A 19,944-nucleotide genomic window follows, 5' to 3' on the forward strand; every position below is an offset into this window, starting at 1 on the left:
TGCGCTACCAGCTCCGGATCTGCTTGAAGGGTTGCCAGGCCGTCATGTGAACGGTCTGGGCCTTCGTCGTCGAGCCCGGGCGCAGCGCGGTGAAATCGGGTTTCAACCTCCAGCGGCCGAAGGCGCTCTGAACACGAGTGAGGGACAGGGCCCGTGCGGGGCCCCGAGAGGAGACCAGATGCCGGAGAACGGCAGGGGCACGGGTGTGGCGGTGGATCCAGGAGCGCCGGAGAGCTTCGAGGCCTTCGCCAGGGCGAGGCAGAAGCGGTTGTACCGGACCGCGTACCTGCTGTGCGGGGACGCGGAGACCGCTCGGGATCTGACGCAGACCACGCTCGCCAAGCTGTTCCAGCACTGGCGGCGGGCGAGCGCCGCCGACCACATAGACGCGTACGCACGGACCGTGCTGACCCGTACCTACCTGGCCGAGCGCAGGCGGCGGCTGCGGGACCTGCTGGCGCACTCCCGCCCAGGTCCCGGGCCGGTGCCCGACCACGCCGACCTGCGGGTGACGTTGTTGTCGGCGCTCGCCGGACTGCCGCCCAGGGCGCGGGCCATGGTCGTGCTGCGCTACTGGGAGGACCAGAGCGTCGAGTCCGTCGCCACGCTGCTGAAGTGCAGCGAGTCCACCGTCAAGAGCCAGTGCTCGCGCTCCCTGGCCAAGCTGCGCGCCCAGTTGGGTGAGGCCCACATCTACGCCACGGGAAGCTGAGGAAAGCCATGGGAGACAACATGCGTGAGGCAGAGGACGGAAGCGCCCTGCTGGTGAGGGAGGTCATGGAGCACGCGGTGGCGGAGCTGCCACCGGTCCACGACCTGGTGCCGGCCGCGGTGGTCCAGGGCCGGCGCCGCAGGGCGCGGGCCCGGATGGCCGTCGCCGCCGCGGTCGCCTGCGCGTTCGGGGCCGTGGTCTTCGGTTCCGTGTCGCTGCCGGGCGGGGACGGCGGGGGCAGGACGGTCCGGCCCGCCGCCAACACCACGCCCTCGCCGCGTACGTCCGAGGAGCCGGCGCCGTACCGGACGCCGGTCCACATCGAACCCACCAGTGACACCGAGGAGTCCATGGCCGATCTGCCGCCTGCCGAGCGCGAGCGGCAGGAGGCGTTCCAGCAGCAGGCGGCGGTGCTCCTCGACGAACTCCTGCCGGACGCGGTCGGGCTGGTACGGCCGGTCGACCTCGCGGTGTGGCGCTACCAGGGCGAGACCCCGAAGGGGGAGGTGTTCACCGTCGCCCTGTCGGTAAGGCCCGCCGGCAGCGCCCCTGGAACGACCCGGCACGGGGCCACCTGCCCCGGGGAGCCCGGCTCCCTCAAGGGCGGCAGCTGCGAGCAAGGAACGCTGCCGGGCGGCATCAAGGCGGCGGCGTACCGCTTGGTCGACGGCTCTCCGGACACGATGTACACCCGGGTCCGCTTCGCCTACGGCCACAGCGACGTGGAACTCGCCGTCTACCCCGACCAGGACGCGAAGGTCTCCGCCCCGGTGACCGCGGGGCAACTGCTTGCGGTGGCGCGCGACCGGCGTTTCCTCGACCTGGTGCGCGTCGCCGACGCCGATCCCATGGAGAAGAAGCAGATCTCCGTCCGGGGCGGCTGAGCGACGCCCCGGGGGACGGCACGAAGGGGCCCCGGCCGGGATCCGGCCGCGGCCCCTTCAGGTCGTGAGCGGGGTCAGCGGACGGTGGAGCGGGCGGCCTGCTCGATGATGCGGGTCACCGCGCCGGGGTGGGAGACCGAGACGGCGTGGGAGGCCTTGATCTCGACGGTGTGGGCGTGGGCCCGCTCGGCCATGAAGCGCTGGGCGGCGGGGGTGATGTTCTTGTCCTGGGTGGTGACCAGGTCCCAGGAGGGGATGCTTCGCCAGGCGGCGTTGACGGCCTTCTCGTCGAAGACCGAGGCGGCCACGGGGCGCTGGGTGGCGGCCATCTGCTCAGCGACGGTCTTCGGTACGTCGGCCGCGAACTGGGCCCGGAACTTGTCGGTCTTGATGTAGAGGTCGGTGCCGGTGCCGCCGCCGGGGAGCGGGAAGGGCACGGGGTTGAGGGTCTCGCCGAGGGTGCCGCCGGGGAACTTGCCGGAGATCTGCGTGACGGTCTCGCCCTTGTCCGGGGCGAAGGCGGCTATGTAGACGAGCGCCTTGACGTTGGGGGAGTCGGCGGCGGCCTCGCTGATCACCGAGCCGCCGTAGGAGTGGCCGACGAGCACGACCGGGCCCCGCACGCTCTTCAGGAAGCTGTGGACGTACGCCGAGTCGCTCGCCAGGCCGCGCAACGGGTTGGCCGGGGCCACGACGGGATAGCCCGCGTGCTTCAGGCGGGTCACCACGCCGTTCCAGCTGGAGGAGTCCGCGAACGCGCCGTGCACCAGGACGACCGTGGGCTTCTTCTCCTGCGGGCGGTGCGCGGCCTTGGCGGCGTTCGCCGGGGCCGTGGCCGTCAGCGTGAGGGCCGCGACACCGGCGGCGGCGCCCAGGACGGCGACGCTCTTGCGGGTGGGGCGGAGGACGGTCTTGAGGTTCACGGTGGCTCCTTGGCGTACGGGACCCGGCAGCGCCGGACAGGTGGTCCGTCCCGGGGCGTCCGCTCCGGGCGATGCAGAGAAACCTAGCGTCCGTTTATCTTGTGCGCAAGTTAATCGAGTACGAGTTCATAGCTCGCGCGGAAGGTGCGACAATGTCCGCCGGAGCACCCGACCGACGACCAAGGAGGGGAGGGAATCGTGAACGACGACACCCGCGCACCCGGGAACGGCGACACCGCGGAGCCCTCGCTACTGTTGGACGACCATTTCTGCTTCACGCTGTACGCCGCCTCGCGCGCGGTCACCGGCGTCTACCGGCCCCTGCTGGACGCGGTGGGCCTGACCTATCCCCAGTACCTGGTCATGGTCGTGCTCTGGGAGCACCGCACCGTGACCGTCAAGGACCTGGTGGCCGCGCTTCACCTGGACTACGGGACGCTCACACCGCTGATCAAGCGCCTGGAGGCGCACGGCCTGCTCAGGCGGCAGCGCCGGGCGGACGACGAGCGGGTGGTCGAGGTGGCGCTGACTCCGGAGGGGACCGCACTGCGGGAGCGGATCCGCGCAGTGCCCCTGGCGATCGGGGAGGCCATGGGGCTGACCCGGGAGGAGATCGGGACGGCCCAGGACCTGCTGCGCCGGCTGACGGCCAACGTGGACCGCCACGCCACGGGCGCCGAGCCCGCCGCCACGACGCCGTAGCCGGCCGCTTGAGCGTGGTCGCGCCGGGCAACAGAATGGTCCCGCAGCGTTGATCACGTGCGTGCCGGGGCGCACGGTGTCCGGCGGGGGATGAGGTATGGGACTGCCCGAGGACCCTCCGGGGCGCGTGATGGGGGAGCGTGAGTTCGACGCGTTCTACAGCAGGAGTGTCCGCCGCCTCATCGGACAGCTGTACGCGATGACGGGCGACCTCGCGGAGTCGCAGGACGTGGTGCAGGAGGCGTTCGCCCGGGCCTGGGAGCACCGGGCCGAACTCGATCTGCACGGCGCGCCCGAGGCCTGGGTGCGCACCGTGGCCTGGCGCCTGGCCGTCAGCCGGTGGCGACGTGTGCGCACCGCGCTGGCGCTGGCCCGCCGGCAGGGTCCGCCCCCGGTCGTACCGCCGCCGGAACCGCACCACGTGGTGCTGGTCGAGGCGTTGCGGCGACTCCCGGAGGCGCAGCGGCGGGCCGTGGTCCTGCACCATCTGTGCGATCTGCCGGTGGAACAGGTGGCGGCCGAGACGGGCTCCCCGGTCGGCACCGTCAAGGTGCACCTCAGCCGCGGGCGGGCGACGCTCGCGCGGCTGCTGGCACACACGGAACTGGACCCCGAGGCGGGCCGACTTCCGGAGGGGAAGCATGGCTGACGGCAGCGAGCTGGGCAGGCTCCTCACCGAACTCGCCGAGTCCGGCCGGGGGCGGGCCGTGCCGGCGGCCGCGCACCAGGTGCGGGCCCGCGGCGAACGGCGCCGCCGCCGCGCGCGGACGGTACGGACCTCCGTCGTGGCGGTGCTCGCCTGCGTGCTGCTGGGAGGCGGCCTCGCGCTGGCCGGGGCCGCCCGGGTGCCGGAGCCGCCGGCGGTCACCCCGTCGCCGCCGCCCTCCCTCTTCGTCCGCCCGACACCCGCGCCGGGCGAGGAGTACGCCAGCGAACTGGGCTACGTCCACGGCGCGGTGGCCCAGGGCGACAGCGTGCGGGTCACCGTACGGCAGCTCCGGGCGGCCGCGGGGGGAACGCCGACGCCCACCGGCGTGGTGCACACGCTGACCCTGCCGAGCACGACGCTGGTCGAGACGCTCCGGCTGTCGGGCGGGCACCCCGCGGACCGGCAACTGGGCCAGCTGGTGGGACGGCTGGCCGGCGGTCCGCGGTGGACGTTCGAGATCGACTACGACGAGGAAGGGCGGGTGGCGTCCCTACGGGAGACCGGTTAGCGCGACGGGGAGTTGTTACCGGTCCATGACATTCCCGGTGTAACCCGCGTGGCGGGCCGGTGCGTAGAGCCTGTGCACGCCGCCCGTACCCGACCCGATGGGACCCCACTGTGTCTTCCTCGTCCTCCCCGCGCCGCGCCGCCGCCGGGCTCGCCGCCCTCGTCCTCACCACCCTCGCTCTCAGCGCCTGTTCCGGGGAGGTGGAGGGCGGCGGGGACACCGGCCGTACCGACGTGGCCGCCTCCTCCCCTGCCCCGGCGCCGACTTCGGCCCCCGCCTCGCCGTCGGCACCGCCCTCGCCGAAGCGCTCCGACGTGCCCTCCCCCTCACACTCCGCCCAGGTCCCCGCGCGCTGGGCCGGGAGCAAGCAGTTCGTGCAGGTCGACAACGCGTGGATCAAGGACGGGCGCACCTACCTCTCGGTGCGCCCCGCCCGGAAGGTGCCCGTGACGGGACGGATCGAGGCGTGGAACATACTCCCGGGCAAGGGTCCCTACACCACGGTGCGCATGGCCCCGGGGGGCCGGGTCCTGCTGTCGGTCCCGCTGGGCGACGACTCCGCCCCCCACGCCTACTCCCAGGCGCAGTTCATCAGCCGCTACTGGGCTCAGCCGGCCTCGTACCGGGGATCGCTGGGCTACGACGTCAGTTTCGACCTGAACGGTGAGGTGGTCAGGCTCCAGTCGCTCTACACCCCCTGATCCCTCGCGGGTACGGGCGCGGACGGGTCCCGGCCCGAGGGAAGGCCGGGACCCGGGTGTGCGGGGCGGTCGGGAGGTCAGGAGGTCAGCGCCGCCTGGCCGCGGTCCGCCCGCGTCGGTCCGGCGGCCGACGGCCGCACGTCGAAGTCGAACATGGCGGTCGGCAGGTACAGGGAGCAGCACGCGTTGGGGATGTCCACGATGCCGCTGATGCGTCCCTCGATGGGGGCGGAGCCGAGCAGCAGGTAGGCCTGCTCGCCACTGTAGCCGAACCTCTTGAGGTACTCGACGGCGTTGAGGCACGCGCGGCGGTAGGCGAGCGTCGCGTCGAGGTAGTAGTTCGTGTCCGTGTCGTGGTCGACGGAGATCCCGATGAAGGTGAGGAAGTCCGAGTAACGCGGTTCGACGTTGCCGGGCATGAACACCGGGTTGGTGGAGATGCCGTACTTCTCCATGCCTCCCTTGATCAGGTCGACGTGGAAGTCGATGAACCCGCCCATCTCGATGGCGCCGCAGAAGGTGATCTCCCCGTCGCCCTGGCTGAAGTGCAGGTCGCCGCCGGAGAGCTTGGCGTCCTTCACGAGCACCGGGTAGAAGACCCGGGAACCACGCGTGAAGTTCTTGATGTCGTGGTTGCCTCCGTTCTCACGGGCCGGCACCGTGCGGGCGCCCTCCGCGCAGATGCGCGTGGCGAGGTCGCCGGTCGCCGTGCCGGCGAGCGCGTGGGAGGAGTCCGGTGGGACGGCGAGCGGCGGGACGCGGTCGGGGTCGGTGTCGATGAGCGCCTTCTCGCGTGCGTTCCACCGGCCCAGCAGTTCGGCGGACGGCGCGGTCCCGAACAGTCCCGGGTGGGTGATGCCGGTGAAGCGGATCCCGGGCAGGTGCCGGGAGACCGCCTGCTGGCCGTGGAAGTCCCACACCGCCTTGTAGGCGTCCGGGAAGTAGTCGGTCAGGAAACCTCCGCCGTTGGCCTTGGCGAAGATGCCGGTATAGCCCCAGCCCTGGCCCGCGGCGTCCCCAGTCTGCTGGGGGACGGGGCCGAGGTCGAGGATGTCGACGACGAGCAGGTCGCCGGGCTCGGCTCCCTCCACGCCGATCGGGCCGCTGAGCATGTGGGGGATGGTGAGGTCGATGTCGCGGACGTCGTTGGCGGAGTCGTTGTTGCCGACCTGGCAGTCGGTCCAGTCCCGGCACTCCATCCGGAACTCGGCTCCGGGCTTCACCATGGCGGCTACGGGTATGTCAGGGTGCCACCTGTTGTGTCCCGGGGTGTCCTGATCGCGCATCGACTTGGTCTGGTCCACGCTGAAAACTACTTCGGGCATGACAGCCTCTCTTTTCTGATCCGGTCAGGACGGTGCGCCCGCGCCGCCGGACTGCCGGCCGGGCGGGGCGCCTAACCCGGCGACCCGGACGACGCGGCGGCCCGGGCCTGTTCTCGCGATTTCCTGGTGAGCGGCCACAGCGCCGCGAACACGACCACGCCGAAGGCACCCAGGGCGATGGCGATCTCCGTGGTGTGCTTCCAGTAGCCGGACAGCAGCAGCGCCGCGGGGATCACGCCGGTGACCCAGCCCTCGATCGCCGTCACCCAGCCGGTATAAGCGCCCAGCTCCGCTTTCCCGAGACCGAGCACCAGGAAGAAGAGAGCCCACAGGAACGCCCAGTACAGCCAGATGACACCGAACGGGTAGTCCTTGAAGAGATGGAAATTGACGAACGAGTACCCGAGGGCGGCTATCGCCACGAACAGGGAGTACCAGCCGACGCCGACACCCTCGATCTCCGCGAGAAGGACGATACCCACGTAGAGGTAGGTGAATCCGAAGAGGTAAAGCCCTGATGCCGCCAGGATTTTGTTCGGGTCACCGTTGGCCGTGAAGATGAGGTACGTCGGGGTCAGCACCTGCAGCGCACCCACGAAAAGGTTGAACACCGCCGCCGACTTGGGGTCGACCTTCTGCAGCAGCAGGAGGCCGTTCAGGAACAGCACCGCACCGACGAAGAGCAGTCCCACGTTTGCCACGGGGACGCACCTCCTAAGTCCGCGTGGGGACGGTTTGATACCGGCGCGCCACCGGATCCCGCCTCGGCGGGAGCAGCGTCCGCGCTCCGGTGTCGGCCCCCCTGAACAGCTATAACTCGCCAATCACCGCCCTTGGACTAGGGCTTGGGCAGCCGGGACAGCGCCGGATGGGGCCGCGGCGCCGACCGCTCGCGCGGCGGCGGGGCGGACACGACGTCCGGCGCCTCACGGGACTTCTCCTCCCGTTCGCGGGAGGCGAGGAGCCCGTGCGGCATGACGGCGAGGGAGGGCGAGGAGAACACGCGCCTGGACTCGCCCGCGCAGACGGGGCAGTCGTGGACGGCAGGTGCGGAACCTATCGCGAGTTTGACGTCGAAAGGCCCGCAGTTGCTGCAAAGGTATTCATAGGTCGCCATGAAGTTGCCTCCGGTCATCGGCGCACCCAGGTCAACCTCGACGTCTGCGACACACCCCGTTGAGCGCACGCCGGGGGAACAATCCCTATATCAAGGAGACGCCACGGCAAGACAGTTGTCAAGGTCGCCGGGAGGCGCCCGGAGTACGCCGGAAGGGAGTTCCGGAGTTCCCTTTACGGCGCTCCGGAAACATCCGATTCCATGCACCGATCCTCGTCCCTGCCCGGTCGGCGTATATACGTCTCCGGGGGCGCGAGCGCATTCCGGGCCCCCGGGGGAACGCCCGGAAGCCTTCCCGGACCGCCGCCCGCCCGCCCACCTGACCGCCCGGACGAGGGCCGGGCGAGGGCCGGACGAGGGCCGGACGAGGGCCGGACGAGGGCCGGGCGGGGCGCCGCCCCGCCGAATCCTGGGCGCGGGATGCCCGACCCGGCCGGTATGACCGCTGTGAGGCGGTTCACTGTGCTTTTCCTGGACGGACACCAGTCGCGCCTTTAGCGTTCATATACATCGGCCTTTTCCGTGAATGCAGTGGCAATGGCACCGCGCTCATCGGACGGCACACAACGCTTCGCGGAACAAGGCGAACGCCGGAGAGGTGGAGAAGTGAGCATGGACGCCGTGTGGGTCCGTGGCGTGAGCGGCCTTCAGATGCATCACGTCACCGACCTCCAGGACGCCGGCAGGTTCCTGGGCAACGCAGCCATGGCCCTGCGGGCCGCCCACGTGCGGACGGGCGCCGAGCGCTACGAGGGCCTCGCCGCCGAGCTCAAGGCCCTGGTCACCCGGGTACGGGAACTGGAGGACGAGGCCCGCTCCGCGATGCACGAGCTGCACGCGAGCGACCCCGAGCGCTTCGCCCGCTGCCGCGAGGGCCACGAGCCCTGGCCCGGCGAGATCCAGGCCGGGTTCATCCCCCGCCACACCTGCCGTGACGAGTGCCTCTACCACGACCGCGGCGTGCTCGAGGCGATCACCCAGTGCACCTGCGGCAGGCCGCCCTGCCAGGCCTGCGAGATCGGCGGGAAGCCCGTCATGAACTGATCCACCGCGCTTCGCGGCCGCTCCCGGGCGGCACGAGGGCCCCGGGCTCCGATGAGGCCGGGGCTCTCGTCGTGCTGGGACACCGTCGATCCGGATCTTGTATCGTCAGCGTCCGCCGACGGGCAGGCGCACGCGGGAAGGGACCCGACGGGATGAGGACGAGACGGTACGGCACGGGGGCGGCGCTGTTGTGCCTGGCAGCGGTCCTGGTCGCGGGGTGCGACGACGGTCCAAAGAAGGACGCGGCGCCCCCGCGGCCCTCGCCCACGGCCTCCGTGCCGGCGAAGGTCTCGGCCGCGGAGGAGGTCAAGGCGCGTCTGGAGGAACGCCTCGCGGTGGGAGAGCAGCGATTCGGCACGGGTGTGAACTCCCCCTGTGCGACCTCGTCGGCCCGGATGTTCACCGCGGACTGCCAGGAGGCGGCCGACGCGACCGCCGCCGCCGCGGACCTGGCGCTCGCCGAGATCGACGGGAGGGACGGCTTCGCGACGCTCGGCTCTGTCGCACGGAAAATCCGTACGGCCGCGGACACGTACGGGCGGCTCGGCTGCGCGCAGGGTCCCGCCGCGGCGGACGCCCGGAAGGCCTGCCTCGAGCCGGCCGCGGTCATCGCACAGGGTTTCCCCGACCTCAGAGTCGGCGCCAATCTGGCCCTGGCCGGGAGGTGACGGCCGCGGTCGGCGGACCGGTCCGGCCGGCCACGCGAGCAGGCCCGGCAGCGGCACGACCGCGACCAGCGCGACCGCCGCGATCGCGAGCCCTCGGGTGACCCGGCGGCGGGAGGGCATCCCGGGCACCTGGATGCCGGTGGCCCGGGGAAGGCGTGCGGTCGGCGCCGAGCCCCCCTGTGCGGGTCGCACTCACGCGGACACTCGGACCGGGCCGGGCGCAGGGCCCTTGTCGTCGTGGTGTGCGGCGCCCGCGTGGGGGTGCGCAGGCTACGGGCGGGGCGCCGCGCTCTCGCCCGGGCGGAACTGGGGGCCGTAGGTGTGGCGCCCGTCGCCGAGCGGGATCTCCATGAGGGCGAGGGCGGGCTCCTCCAGTTCCTCCATCGCCTTGATCGCACGGTTGAGCGCGCCGTGGTCCGCGGACTGCCAGGCGGCCTCCAGGTCGCGCAGCAGCTCGCCGTAGGCGGTGTCGAAGCGGCGCAGCAGGGCCGCGGCCTCGCGGGGCGGGTGGGGCCAGCCGCCCCGGGGGACCACGCCCATGGGGTGGACGTCCGGGAAGGGGATGGGCGGGCCGCTGAACGCCCACAGGCCGTCGTCCTCCTCCAGGGTGCGACCGTGGTAGATCTCGGCGAAGGCGTAGTAGTGGGCCAGCGCGCGGTTGCCCCCCGTGGCCTCGCCGGACGGCGCCTCGGGGGAGGTCGAGCTGCCCTCGCCCTGCTCCTTGATGATCTCCACGGCGGCCAGGACGTCGTCCAGGGTCCGCATCGGCCGCAGTTCGTCGGGGCCGATGCGCTGGCCGATCTGGCCGCGGACGCTGAGCTCGGGGCGGTGGTCGAGGAAGGCGGTGACGACCCCGTCGTAGAACTCGCCGATGGTCGGCGGCCCGGCGGACGGCTCGGGGAGCGGGGACTCCGGGGTCTCGATGGCCATGAGGACGTCCCGTACGTACGCGCGTGTCAGCCCGGAGAGGTACACCGTCAGCTCGCCGCGCACACCGCCGGGCAGGCGGGCGGGGTAGTCCGGAGTGACGCCGACGATCCGCGGCCGGCCGCCCACGGCGACGAGCATGTTGCAGGCCAGGCCCATGTGGAACATCTCGTCGGTGACGATGCCGCGGATCAGGTTGGCGACGGTGGCGGACCGGTCCCGCACCGACCACCAGGCGCACAGGTACGGCGGGATGGTGGCTAGTTCCAGCTCCACGGCCACCTGCAGGGCCCGCCGCAGCCAGTCGGTGTCGCGGGAGGGCGCCGGGACGGCCAGCAGACGGGCGACCACGCCGTGGGCGGCCGCCGCCGCGACGGCGGGGGCGACCGCCGGGGCCGCCGCGGCCGCTGCCGCGGCCTGGACCGTCACCGGCAACGACGCCGCGAGCGGGGCCGCGTTGGCGGCGGTGCCGAGGACGGCGGGGCTGACGGCGGCCGCAGCGGCCGACTTGACGAAGCCCCGGCGGTCGAGTGCCGGTGGCGCGGTGACGGCGGTCCCGTGCTCGTTGTCCTGGTCGTCCACCGGTTTCCTCACGCAGGTCTCCGTCCCCGGGAAGAATGACGCGCGGGGCACGGCACTCGGCGGACCCGCGAGGCTGGCGAAGCTACCAGCGAGGCCCTGGGCGCCGGGCCCGCGACGCCGCGCGAGCCGCCCATGCCGCCCGAGCGGCCCAACGCGCCCCGCCGACGCGCCCCCGCCCGCCTGACCTCGGCGCCGTCCCGGCGTGGGCTCCACGTCCGGCGCCGGGAACGTGCGTACGCTGCCCGGTGCCCCTCCCGAACCCGAGGACGTCCAGGCATGCACGACACCGGCGACGCCACCGCGCTTGTGGTCATCGACATGATCAACGCCTATGAGCACGAGGACGCCGAACTTCTGCTGCCGGCGGTGCGCGAGGCGCTGCCCGGGGTGTGCCGGCTGATCTCCCGGGCCCGGGAGGAGGGCGTGGACGTCATCTATGTCAACGACAACTTCGGCCGCTGGCGCTCGCACCACGACGAGATCCTCGACATCGCACTCTCCGGTCCGCACGCCGACCTGGTGGAGCCCGTGCGGCCCGACGCGGAGTCGCTGTTCGTCGTGAAGGCCCGGCACTCGATCTTCTTCCAGACCCCGCTGGAGTACCTGCTGGGGCAGTTGGGCGTGGGCCGCCTGGTGCTGTGCGGACAGGTCACCGAGCAGTGCGTGCTCTACTCCGCGCTGGACGCGCACATCCGCCACGTGCTCACCGTGGTCGCGCCGGACGCGGTCGCGCACATCCACCGGGATCTCGCGGACGCCGCGCTGCGCATGATGGAGCGCAACATGGGCACCCTCGTCACGCCCTCGTCCGGGATCGGGCTGCGCACCTGAACCCGGAGTGCGGGGCCGTCGCCTCCCGCACCCGTATGGGTGTCCTTCATGCGGCAGGGCACGGTCCTGGAACGGCTGCCGGCGGGACGGCTGCCGACGGCGCAGTTCGCCGCGGGCGCCGCGAACCACCTGCTGCCCGCGGGGATCGGGGCGAGAGCGGTCAGCCTGCGCTTCATGCGCGCGTGCGGGCTGCCGCCCGCCCGGTCGGCGGCGGCCATCGCGCTGTACCGCGGCCGGCGCTCAGCTGCTGCTCGGGCTGGTGCCGGTGCCGTTGGTGGGCGGGAACGCGTAGACGTGGTCCGGGGTGACGATCTTGGTCATCGCCTCGGCGAAGAGGCTGCTGGGCTCGTTGCCGCCCACGGCGGTGTCGGTGTTGAGCAGCACGACCATGGTCGCCTTGGCGCCGGGCAGGTACACGGCGGTGCTCTGGTAGCCGGGCAGCGAGCCGTTGTGCCCGATCCAGCCGTGGTTGTCGAAGAGGCCGAGGCCGTAGCCGATGCCCGGGTACGAGGTGGGGAGGAAGGCCGTGCGCTGTGCCTGGGTCGCCTTGCTGAGCAGGGTGCCGTCGGCCACGACGCGGGCCCAGGCCCGCAGGTCCTGGTGGTCGGAGACCATGGCGCCGGCGGCCCAGGCCCAGGAGGGGTTCCAGTTGGTGGCGTCGGCTTCCTTCCCGTCCTTGGTCTGCCGGGTGTAGCCGCGGGCGTGCGGGTTCGGGAAGGCGCGCCCGGTGGGGAAGACGGTGTGCTTCAGCTTGGCCGGGCCGAGCACGTCGCGCCGCAGGTAGTCGCCGAGCGGCATGCCGCTCGCCTTCTCGATCACCAGGCCCAGCAGGACGGTGTTGGTGTTGGAGTACTGGAAGCGGGAGCCGGGGCCGGCCTGCGCGGGGTGCTGAAAGGCGTAGGCGAGCAGCTCGGCGGGGACGAACTCCCGGTTCGGGTCGGCCTTGAGGGCCTTCTGGAAGTTCGGGTCGTCCGTGTAGTTGTAGAGCCCGCTGCGCATCTCGGCGAGCTGCCGCAGGGTGATGCGGTCGCCGCCGGGCACGCCGTCCACGTACCGGGCGACGGGGTCGTCGAGCCCGGCCTTCTTCCGGTCGACGAGGGTGAGCAGCGCTGTCACGGTGAAGGTCTTGGTCACGCTGCCGATCCGCATGGAGAGGTCGGGCGACATGCGCGCCCTCGACTTCTTGTCGGCCACACCGAGGGCGCGTACGTAGGAGCCCTTGCCGGGGGCCCACAGACCCACGACCGCGCCGGGCACGCCGGTCTTCCGCAGGGTGTCCTTCAGGGCGCCGTCGAGCTTACTGACGACATCGCCCGAGAGCGCCGGGAAGTCCCCGGCGGCGTCCGGTGAACCGCTGGGCGAGACCTGCGCGGGTGAGGCGGAGGCGGGGGAGGCGGACGCCGGGGCCGCCGTCCGGTCCTGCGCCTCGGCCCGTGCGAGCGGCGTGGCCGGCGCGGACCTCGCCGCCCGGGTGCCCTCGGGGGAGCGGGTGGTGTCCGCGGGCCCGCCGCACGCCAGGGCCGTGGGGAGCGCGACGGCGGCGAGGGCCGTCGCGACGGCCCTTCGCACGGCGCTGCGGAGCCTGGGCGGACGGGCGCACGGGTGCGTCATGTCAGTGCCTTTCGGCCGTGGGGACGGGACGGGGCGAGGGCACGCCATCGTGAAGGTAAGCCGCCGACCGCGGCGCGGCGACCGGGCGGCGGGCGCCGCGCGGCCGGACGGGTGACGGCCTTCGCGGGAACGGGTCTTGACGGTGCGTCGGCTCATTGGTTGAGTGGCTCATCCACTGACCCCTTGGAGGAGTGATGGAAGCGCTGCCGCGCACGTCGATCGTGGACGTCCTGGAGGACCGGATCCGCGAGGAGATCCTCACCGGCCGCCGCCCCGCGGGGAGCCTGCTGCCGCCCGAGCGCACGCTGGCCGAGGGGTACGGCGTCACCCGCACCACCCTCAAGCACGCCTTCGGGCGGCTGGTGCAGGCCGGGCTGCTGGAGACCCGGCACGGCGTCGGAACCCGGGTCCGGGACTACGAACGCCTCGGCGGCGCCGACCTGCTGCCCATGCTCGTCCGGCACGACGCGCGCTGGCTCTCGGAGATCTTCGAGGTGCGGCGCGGCGTGGGCGCCCTGATCGCCGACGCGGCGGCGACCCGGGCGAGCGGCGCCGCGCGGACCCGGCTGCGGGAGCTGGTGGAAGCCGTGCGCGCGGCCGGGGACCCGGACGCGGTGCAGCTGGCGGACGCAGAGGTGCACCGGGCACTGGCCCGCGCCACCGGCAACCGCGTCTACGTACTCCTCACCAACACCCTTTTCAACGCCTACCTCCCGATGCGCCGTCACCTCGCGGGCCCCTTCCAGGACGCGGAGGAGGCGTACGAGCGGCTGGCGCCGGTGGTCGCCGCGGTGGAGGAGGGCGACGGCGCGGCCGCCCGCGCGGCGGCGGAGGCGTATCTGACGGCGACCGAGGAGATCATGCGCGAGGGGCTGAGGTCCCGGTGAGCGGGGCCCGGGGGACGGTCTTCGCCGAGACCATGACGGGGACCGTACGGCTGCGGGGCGAGGACCGCGAGCGGCCGGTGCGGCTGGAGCTGACGGCACGCAGTGACGACCTGCTGCTCCCGCACCGCACGACCGCGGCCCGTGTCACCGGACGGCTGCGCGTCGCGGGTCGCGCCGACGCCGCCGCCAACGGCACGCTGGAGGTCTCGCCGCTGGCCCGGCGGCGCATCCACTACCGGCTGGAGTTCGAACTCGACGGCGCCCGCTGCCTCCTGGAGGGCTGGAAGTCCGTCACCCCGAGGCGGCCGCTGGCCTCGCTGACCACCCTGCCCTTCACCCTCACCGCCGGCGACGACCCGGAGCCGGCCGGCACGGGCACCCTGCGCTTCCGCACGGCGACCTCGCTCGTGCCGTTCCTGGCGAGCTTCCGCTTCCCCCGCCGGGACGACCCCCGGGCGCAGTGGGCGCCGCGCTGGAACGGCGCCGCGGGCCGCACCGAGGTCTGGTACACCACGGTCACCGACCCGGCGACGGGCACCGGCCTGTGGCTGCACCACGAACTCGTGGCCCCCGCCGACGGTTCCCCCGCCTTCGCCCACGGCTGGGCCGCCGTCTTCCCCCCGGACGGCAAGGGCCCGGTGGAGCACGCCCGCTTCGGCCCGCTGCCCTGGCCTCCCTCGACGGGCGCCGGGGGCTTCACCGCGGACGGCGTCGAGGCCGTCCCCGGCCGGCTGCGCGGCACGGCCGGATCCCTCGCCTGGGACCTCGTCGAGGACGCGGGCACCGAGCGGCCGCTGTACACCTTCCCCCGCTGGTCGTGGCGGCATCCGCTGCTGCCCGCCGCGCAGATCGTGCCCTCGCCCCGCGCCCGGTACACGGGCTCCGTCCGCCACGGCGGGTCCGAACTCGCCCTGCGCGCCGCACCCGGGGCCTCGGCCCGCATCTACGGCCACGGCAACGCCCGGCGCTGGGCCTGGCTGCACGCCGACCTCGGCGACGGGGACGTGCTGGAGGTCGTCGCCGCCGTCTCCACCCGCCCGGGCCTGGACCGCCTGCCGCCGCTGGTGTTCCTGCGGCTGCGCAAGGACGGCCGCGACTGGCCGCGCGGCGGTCTGCGCCCGGCCCTGGGGCGCGCCGGACTCGGCCGCTTCACCGCCGACATCGGCCTGCCGCGCTGGACGGTGACCGGCCGCGCGGGCGGGCGGCGGATCACCGTAAGGGTCGACCAGCCGCCGGAGCGCACCCTCGCCCTCGACTACGCCGACCCCGACGGCTCGCCCGCCGTGTGCCGCAACAGCGAGACCGCCGACGCCCACGTCCTGCTGGAGCGCCGGGGCCGCGGCGGCTGGCGAACCGAGGCGCAGTGGACGCTCGCCGGCACCGCCCACGCCGAAGTGGGCGACCGGTGAGCGCCGCCGTCCGCGGCCTGGTCGCCGCGCTGCTCGCCGACGCCGGCGACGGCGGCTGGCCCGCGGGCGTGCCGGGCCGGCTGGACGGCCTGCTGGCGGCGATGCCCGCGCGGACCCGGCACGGTTTCCGCGCCGCGGCGGCCGCGGTGGACGCCTACGCGGCGGCGCGCACCGGGCGGCGGCTGGACCGGATGGGCCCGGCGGAGCGGGAGCGGGTGCTGGCCGGACTCGCCGCGCGGCCCGCGCTGCTGCCCCTGCTCGACGTGGTGAAGGTGCCGGTGCTGCTGGCGGCGGGCACCGAACGGCTGCTGGCGGAGCCGCCTCGCGCCGCGGCGCTCCCGGCCCCGCAGGACCCGCCCCTGGACTGCGTGCCCGCCGGCCAGTGGCCGGACCGCTCCCGCGCGGACGCCGTCATCGTCGGCTCGGGTGCCGGCGGGGCGATGGCGGCACGCACCCTGGCGCGGGCGGGACTGCGGGTGGTCGTACTGGAGGAGGGCAGGCGGCACACCACGGCGGAGTTCGGACGGCGGGCCCCGCTCGACCGGTTCGCCGAGCTGTACCGGGACGGCGGCGCCACCGTCGCCCTCGGGAACCCCCCGCTGATCGTGCCGACCGGGCGCGCCGTCGGCGGCACGACGGTCGTCAACTCCGGTACGTGCTACCGCACTCCGGACCGCGTGCTGGGCCGGTGGCGCGAGGAGTACGGGCTCGGGGACCTCGCCGACCCGGTGGCCTTCGGCGCGTACCTGGACGAGGTGGAGCGCACCCTGCGGGTGGGCCGCCAGCCCCAGGACGTGCTGGGCCGCAACGGCGCCCTCGCCCTGCTCGGCGCGGGCGGGCTCGGCTGGCGGGCCGCGCCCCTGCGGCGCAACGCCCCCGGGTGCCGGGGCTCGTGCCAGTGCGTGGTGGGCTGCCCGTCCGGGGCGAAGCAGAGCGTCCAGCTGTCGGTGCTGCCGCAGGCATGCGCGGCCGGGGCCCGGATCGTCACCGGGGCCCACGTGCGGCGCGTGCTGACCGAGCCCGGCCGGCCCGGCGGCCCGCGCGCCTGCGGGGTGGCGGTGCGGCGGCCGGACGGCAGCGAACTGGAGATCCTCAGCCCGCTGGTCGTGGTGGCCGCCGGCGCGCTGCGCACTCCCCCGCTGCTGCGCCGTTCCGGCCTCGGCGGGCACCCGCGGACCGGCCGCAACCTCGCCGTGCACCCCGCCACCAGTGTCGCCGGGCGGTTCGCCGAGCCGGTCGCGGACGGCGGCCCGGCGGTCCTGCAGAGCGTCGGCGTGGAGGAGCTGCACGAGGACGGCATCCTCGTCGAGGCGACCGCCCCGCCGCCCGGCATGGGCTCGTTCGTGCTGCCGGGCGTCGGCCGGGAACTGCGCGCGGAGCTGGAGGACTCGGGACGGCTGGCCACCTTCGGCGCGATGATCGCGGACCGGCCCGGCGGACGCGTCCTCGGCCGTGAGGGCGCCCTGCTCCGCTACGACCTCGACCCCCGCGACGGCCGCCGGCTACTGCGCGCCGTCCGCGCGATGGGCGACCTGCTCTTCGCCGCCGGGGCCGAGGAGGTCCTCACCGGCGTCCCCGCCGCCCCGCGGGCCCGTACACCGCGGGAGTTCGCGGCGGTCCTGGAGCGGGTGACGGCACGGCAGCTGCACCTGTCGGCCTTCCACCCCACGGGCACCGTCGCCCTCGGCGCGGACCCGCAGGTGGCGCCCGCCGACCCCGCGGGCCGGCTGCGCGGCGTGCACGGGGTACTGATCGCCGACGCCTCGGCGCTGCCCAGCTGCCCCGAGGTGAACCCGCAGCTCAGCATCATGGCGCTGGCCCTGGCGGTCGCCGAGGGCGCGGTGCGGGCGGCCGGCTGAGGGATCAGCCGGCTCGGAGGACCGCGCAGGTCGTCGTGCCGTGGGCGTGAGCTTCTGGCCGGCCACGCCGGTCACCCGCGCCTCGGCGGTGGCCGGCGGACCGCGGCCGTCGCCGACAGCCGCAGCGCCCGCGTCCCCGTTGCGGAGGTCAGCGCGCGCCCGGGACCGCCAGGCGGGCCGCGGACGTGCCCAGGCCGGTCGGGCCGACGGGCAGGCGGACCACTCCCCCCACCGGGCGGCGCAGTTCGTCCTCGTCATAGCGGCGGCAGCCGCGGTGCCAGGTCAGGATGCCCGCGAGCCAGTTCTCCAGCTCGCGCACATAGCCCTCCAGCACCGCCCGCGCCTCCGTTCCGAGCCTGAAGTCGTCGTACAGGACAGGGAGTTCGTTCGCCGCGACATGCTGGAACTGCCGCATGCGCCCGCTCATCAGGTCGTGGACGACGGCGAGCGAGGCCTGCTCGTCGCAGTCGAAGAAGTTCCGCACCACCAGCAGGGCGTTGTGGATCTCGCCCTCGTACTCGATCTCCTTCTGGTACGAGAAGGCGTCGTTCATCAGACAGGCGTAGTCGGCGGCGGCGTTCTCCAGCGACCGCATCGGCCCGCTGCGGTAGACCTCCTCCGGCACCCGCCTGCCGTGGCCCAGTCGGCACAGACTCATCGTGAGGTCGGAGCCGAAGGTGTGGCGGCGCATCTCCAGGTAGTCGACGGGGTCCGGGATGCGGTTCTGCGCCTGGTTGGCGAGCTCCCACAGCCAACTGGCCGTCATGTTCTCCACCGCGGTGCGGAAGCGACGCCGCGCCTGCGGCTCCATCGGCCCGGCCGTCCGCGCCCACAGGTCGGCCAGACCGCGCTCCAGGGCGGTGGCCGGGGCCGGGGCGGCCGAGCCGTCGACCGGCATGAAGGCCGACAGCCGCTCGTTGGCCGCGCGGGCGCCGGCCAGGTCACGGGTGCGGCCGAACACGGCGGGGAAGTAGTCGTCGGCGTACGTGCCCCAGGTGAGCCAGCCCGAGGTGAGGTCCAGCCCCGCAAGGCTCGCGTCGGGGTGGATGCCGGCGGCGCACAGCGGGAAGTCGAAGGCGACCAGCTTGTGCTCGTCCCACACGTGGGAGTGCGGCACTCCGGGCTGCGGCAGCAGCAGGCCCGTCCGGTGCGCCCACTCGACGACATGGCGCCGGGCGGCGTCCAGGTGCGGGCTGAGCCTGGCCGGGAAGGGCATGAGGAAGTCGGGCAGCGGGGTCGGCCCAGTGCGCCGCGGCACATGGGTGAAGCCGCGGAAGCGGGCGGCCTCGGCGCGGCCGGTGGTCCGCACGGTGCCGGCCGACACCCCGAGCCCGCCGGGCAGCGCGAAGGGCGACCAGCCTCCGCCGGAGCCGGCCCCCGCCCCGCCGCCGTTCATGTAGCGGCTGGAACGCATGTGCCACTCGTGGCCGCCGGACTGCCAGTCCTGCAGGCCCTTGACGTACGCCAGCACCCGCGCGCGCTCCCCCGGGTCGAGCGCGTGCTCGGCGAAGAGCGGCGGCAGTTCGGTGAGCACGGTGTTCTCGAACTGCTGCAGCCGTGAGGTCAGCAGGTCGTTGACCGACTCCGCGGCCTCCTGCGTCGAGCAGCCGAGGAAGGTCTCCAGGACCAGCACCCCGTTGCTGAGCTCGCCCTCCTCCTCCGTCTCCCGCTGGTACGAGAAGAGGTCGTTGCGCAGGTGCACCGCGTCGGAGAAGGCGTCGCGCAGCACGAGCAGCGGCCGCGCACCGGCGACGGCGGCCGGCACCTCGGCCCCGGCGGCGTACTCCACCAGCCCCGCCGACCAGGGTGCGCCGCCGACCTTGCGGCGCATCTCGATGTACTCCACCGGGTTGGGCACCCGGCCCGCGTTGATGTTGGAAAGCTCCCACAGGGACTCGCGCAGCAGGTGCTCGGTGCTCTCGGCGAAACGCCCGCGCCAGTCCATGGACATCGCCGGCACCGTGCGCGCCCACAGGTCGGCGAGGCCGGCCTCCACCGGGTTCCGCGGTTCCGGCATGCCCTGCGCCGGGTCCATCGGCATGAAGGCCGGCAGCCGGTCCAGGTACGCCTTGCCGCCCTCGCGGTCCTGCGTGCGCTTGAACGCCTCCAGGAAGTGGTCGTCGAAGAAGAAGACCCACACGTACCAGTCCGTCACCAGGGACAGCGCCGGTCCGGAGCAGTCCGGGTGCGTGTACGCGCACAGCAGTGCGTAGTCGTGCGAGTCGAGGTCGTGGGTGTCCCAGATGCCCGAGCCCTCGAGCATCCCCATGTCCCGTGCCCACCCGCGGGAGTGCTCCCGGGCCTGCTCCACGTGGGGATTCAGGCGGGCCGGGTACGGCAGGTAGAAGTCGGGCAGTTCAAATGGCTGCGTCACTCGATCAGCGCTACCCGGGGCCACAGGCGCTATCCGATATGGCGGACAACCCATACGAACGGGTGAAAACGCCCCTCGCGGCACTCGGCACAGCACATCCACCCTGCCCCCTCCATCGAGTGCCGCCGATCCCCACCCAGTCGACGAAGCTCTGGGGTATCAATGAAACGG

Annotated in this window: 19 protein-coding genes and 1 pseudogene; 13 read left to right on the forward strand and 7 right to left on the reverse strand. The window is 73.5% G+C overall.

The features are described 5' to 3' along the window. Positions 1-178: 178 nt before the first annotated feature. Positions 179-712: a SigE family RNA polymerase sigma factor gene (locus AC3EUJ_RS00545; RefSeq protein ID WP_431958840.1), complete on the forward strand. Its 534-nt coding sequence runs from the start codon at positions 179-181 to the stop codon at positions 710-712. 20 nt (positions 713-732) lie between these two features. Then, positions 733-1,596: a hypothetical protein gene (locus AC3EUJ_RS00550; RefSeq protein WP_431958841.1), complete on the forward strand. Its 864-nt coding sequence runs from the start codon at positions 733-735 to the stop codon at positions 1,594-1,596. Between the two features lie 74 nt (positions 1,597-1,670). Here the strand turns inward: AC3EUJ_RS00550 and AC3EUJ_RS00555 are convergent, their stop codons facing one another. Further along, entirely contained in the window at positions 1,671-2,519 is an 849-nt protein-coding gene (locus AC3EUJ_RS00555) for an alpha/beta fold hydrolase (protein WP_431958842.1), read from the reverse strand. Between the two features lie 198 nt (positions 2,520-2,717). Between AC3EUJ_RS00555 and AC3EUJ_RS00560 the strand changes: the two genes are divergently transcribed. The 4 genes from AC3EUJ_RS00560 to AC3EUJ_RS00575 all read left to right on the forward strand — a co-directional run bounded on the left by AC3EUJ_RS00560 (position 2,718) and on the right by AC3EUJ_RS00575 (position 5,139). Continuing rightward, a complete protein-coding gene (locus AC3EUJ_RS00560) occupies positions 2,718-3,221 on the forward strand; it encodes a MarR family winged helix-turn-helix transcriptional regulator (RefSeq protein ID WP_431958843.1) in 504 nt (167 codons plus the stop codon). Positions 3,222-3,318: 97 nt separating this feature from the next. Further along, positions 3,319-3,870 carry a SigE family RNA polymerase sigma factor gene (locus tag AC3EUJ_RS00565; protein WP_431958844.1) on the forward strand — a complete coding sequence of 184 codons (552 nt, stop codon included), beginning with the start codon at positions 3,319-3,321 and terminating at the stop codon, positions 3,868-3,870. Beyond that, positions 3,863-4,438 (forward strand): hypothetical protein, encoded by a 576-nt coding sequence (locus AC3EUJ_RS00570; RefSeq protein ID WP_431958845.1) that lies wholly within the window; start codon positions 3,863-3,865, stop codon positions 4,436-4,438. The genes AC3EUJ_RS00565 and AC3EUJ_RS00570 overlap by 8 nt, the downstream gene beginning before the upstream one ends. 110 nt (positions 4,439-4,548) lie before the next feature. After that, positions 4,549-5,139 (forward strand): hypothetical protein, encoded by a 591-nt coding sequence (locus AC3EUJ_RS00575; RefSeq protein WP_431958846.1) that lies wholly within the window; start codon positions 4,549-4,551, stop codon positions 5,137-5,139. Positions 5,140-5,216: 77 nt separating this feature from the next. Here the strand turns inward: AC3EUJ_RS00575 and fmdA are convergent, their stop codons facing one another. The 3 genes from fmdA to AC3EUJ_RS00590 all read right to left on the reverse strand — a co-directional run bounded on the left by fmdA (position 5,217) and on the right by AC3EUJ_RS00590 (position 7,581). Further along, positions 5,217-6,464, reverse strand: coding sequence for a formamidase (gene fmdA / locus AC3EUJ_RS00580; RefSeq protein ID WP_431958847.1), 1,248 nt, complete (start codon positions 6,462-6,464; stop codon positions 5,217-5,219). A 71-nt stretch (positions 6,465-6,535) separates the two neighbouring features. After that, entirely contained in the window at positions 6,536-7,165 is a 630-nt protein-coding gene (locus AC3EUJ_RS00585; protein WP_431958848.1) for an AmiS/UreI family transporter, read from the reverse strand. A gap of 137 nt (positions 7,166-7,302) precedes the next feature. Continuing rightward, the gene (locus AC3EUJ_RS00590) at positions 7,303-7,581 is read right to left on the reverse strand and encodes an FmdB family zinc ribbon protein (protein ID WP_431958849.1); all 279 of its coding nucleotides are present in this window, start codon (positions 7,579-7,581) and stop codon (positions 7,303-7,305) included. A 612-nt stretch (positions 7,582-8,193) separates the two neighbouring features. On the opposite strand from AC3EUJ_RS00590, the gene AC3EUJ_RS00595 reads away from it, so the two are divergent. Then, positions 8,194-8,625, forward strand: coding sequence for a hypothetical protein (locus tag AC3EUJ_RS00595; protein WP_431959218.1), 432 nt, complete (start codon positions 8,194-8,196; stop codon positions 8,623-8,625). Between the two features lie 152 nt (positions 8,626-8,777). Then, a complete protein-coding gene (locus AC3EUJ_RS00600) occupies positions 8,778-9,293 on the forward strand; it encodes a hypothetical protein (protein ID WP_431958850.1) in 516 nt (171 codons plus the stop codon). Positions 9,294-9,563: 270 nt separating this feature from the next. Here the strand turns inward: AC3EUJ_RS00600 and AC3EUJ_RS00605 are convergent, their stop codons facing one another. Further along, positions 9,564-10,814, reverse strand: coding sequence for a ferritin-like domain-containing protein (locus tag AC3EUJ_RS00605; protein WP_431958851.1), 1,251 nt, complete (start codon positions 10,812-10,814; stop codon positions 9,564-9,566). Between the two features lie 264 nt (positions 10,815-11,078). On the opposite strand from AC3EUJ_RS00605, the gene AC3EUJ_RS00610 reads away from it, so the two are divergent. Both AC3EUJ_RS00610 and AC3EUJ_RS00615 read left to right on the forward strand, forming a co-directional pair. Then, complete coding sequence (locus AC3EUJ_RS00610; RefSeq protein ID WP_431958852.1) at positions 11,079-11,633, forward strand: cysteine hydrolase family protein; 555 nt, start codon at positions 11,079-11,081, stop codon at positions 11,631-11,633. Positions 11,634-11,681: 48 nt separating this feature from the next. Further along, positions 11,682-11,861 (forward strand): annotated as a pseudogene (locus tag AC3EUJ_RS00615) (TIGR00374 family protein); the annotation flags it as partial. Between the two features lie 12 nt (positions 11,862-11,873). Here AC3EUJ_RS00615 and AC3EUJ_RS00620 read toward each other — a convergent pair. Then, positions 11,874-13,202 (reverse strand): serine hydrolase domain-containing protein, encoded by a 1,329-nt coding sequence (locus AC3EUJ_RS00620; RefSeq protein WP_488180930.1) that lies wholly within the window; start codon positions 13,200-13,202, stop codon positions 11,874-11,876. A 236-nt stretch (positions 13,203-13,438) separates the two neighbouring features. Between AC3EUJ_RS00620 and AC3EUJ_RS00625 the strand changes: the two genes are divergently transcribed. Genes AC3EUJ_RS00625 through AC3EUJ_RS00635 form a run of 3 tightly spaced genes read left to right on the forward strand, consistent with a single transcriptional unit; the run spans position 13,439 to position 17,399 of the window. Further along, positions 13,439-14,131: a FadR/GntR family transcriptional regulator gene (locus AC3EUJ_RS00625; protein WP_431958854.1), complete on the forward strand. Its 693-nt coding sequence runs from the start codon at positions 13,439-13,441 to the stop codon at positions 14,129-14,131. Continuing rightward, positions 14,128-15,540 (forward strand): tocopherol cyclase family protein, encoded by a 1,413-nt coding sequence (locus AC3EUJ_RS00630; RefSeq protein WP_431958855.1) that lies wholly within the window; start codon positions 14,128-14,130, stop codon positions 15,538-15,540. The genes AC3EUJ_RS00625 and AC3EUJ_RS00630 overlap by 4 nt, the downstream gene beginning before the upstream one ends. After that, positions 15,537-17,399: a GMC family oxidoreductase gene (locus tag AC3EUJ_RS00635; RefSeq protein ID WP_431958856.1), complete on the forward strand. Its 1,863-nt coding sequence runs from the start codon at positions 15,537-15,539 to the stop codon at positions 17,397-17,399. The genes AC3EUJ_RS00630 and AC3EUJ_RS00635 overlap by 4 nt, the downstream gene beginning before the upstream one ends. Positions 17,400-17,547: 148 nt before the next feature. Here AC3EUJ_RS00635 and AC3EUJ_RS00640 read toward each other — a convergent pair whose 3' ends face one another. Continuing rightward, positions 17,548-19,773 (reverse strand): family 2 encapsulin nanocompartment cargo protein terpene cyclase, encoded by a 2,226-nt coding sequence (locus AC3EUJ_RS00640; RefSeq protein WP_431958857.1) that lies wholly within the window; start codon positions 19,771-19,773, stop codon positions 17,548-17,550. Between the last annotated feature and the right edge of the window lie 171 nt (positions 19,774-19,944).

The organism is Actinacidiphila sp. bgisy160, from assembly GCF_057707815.1.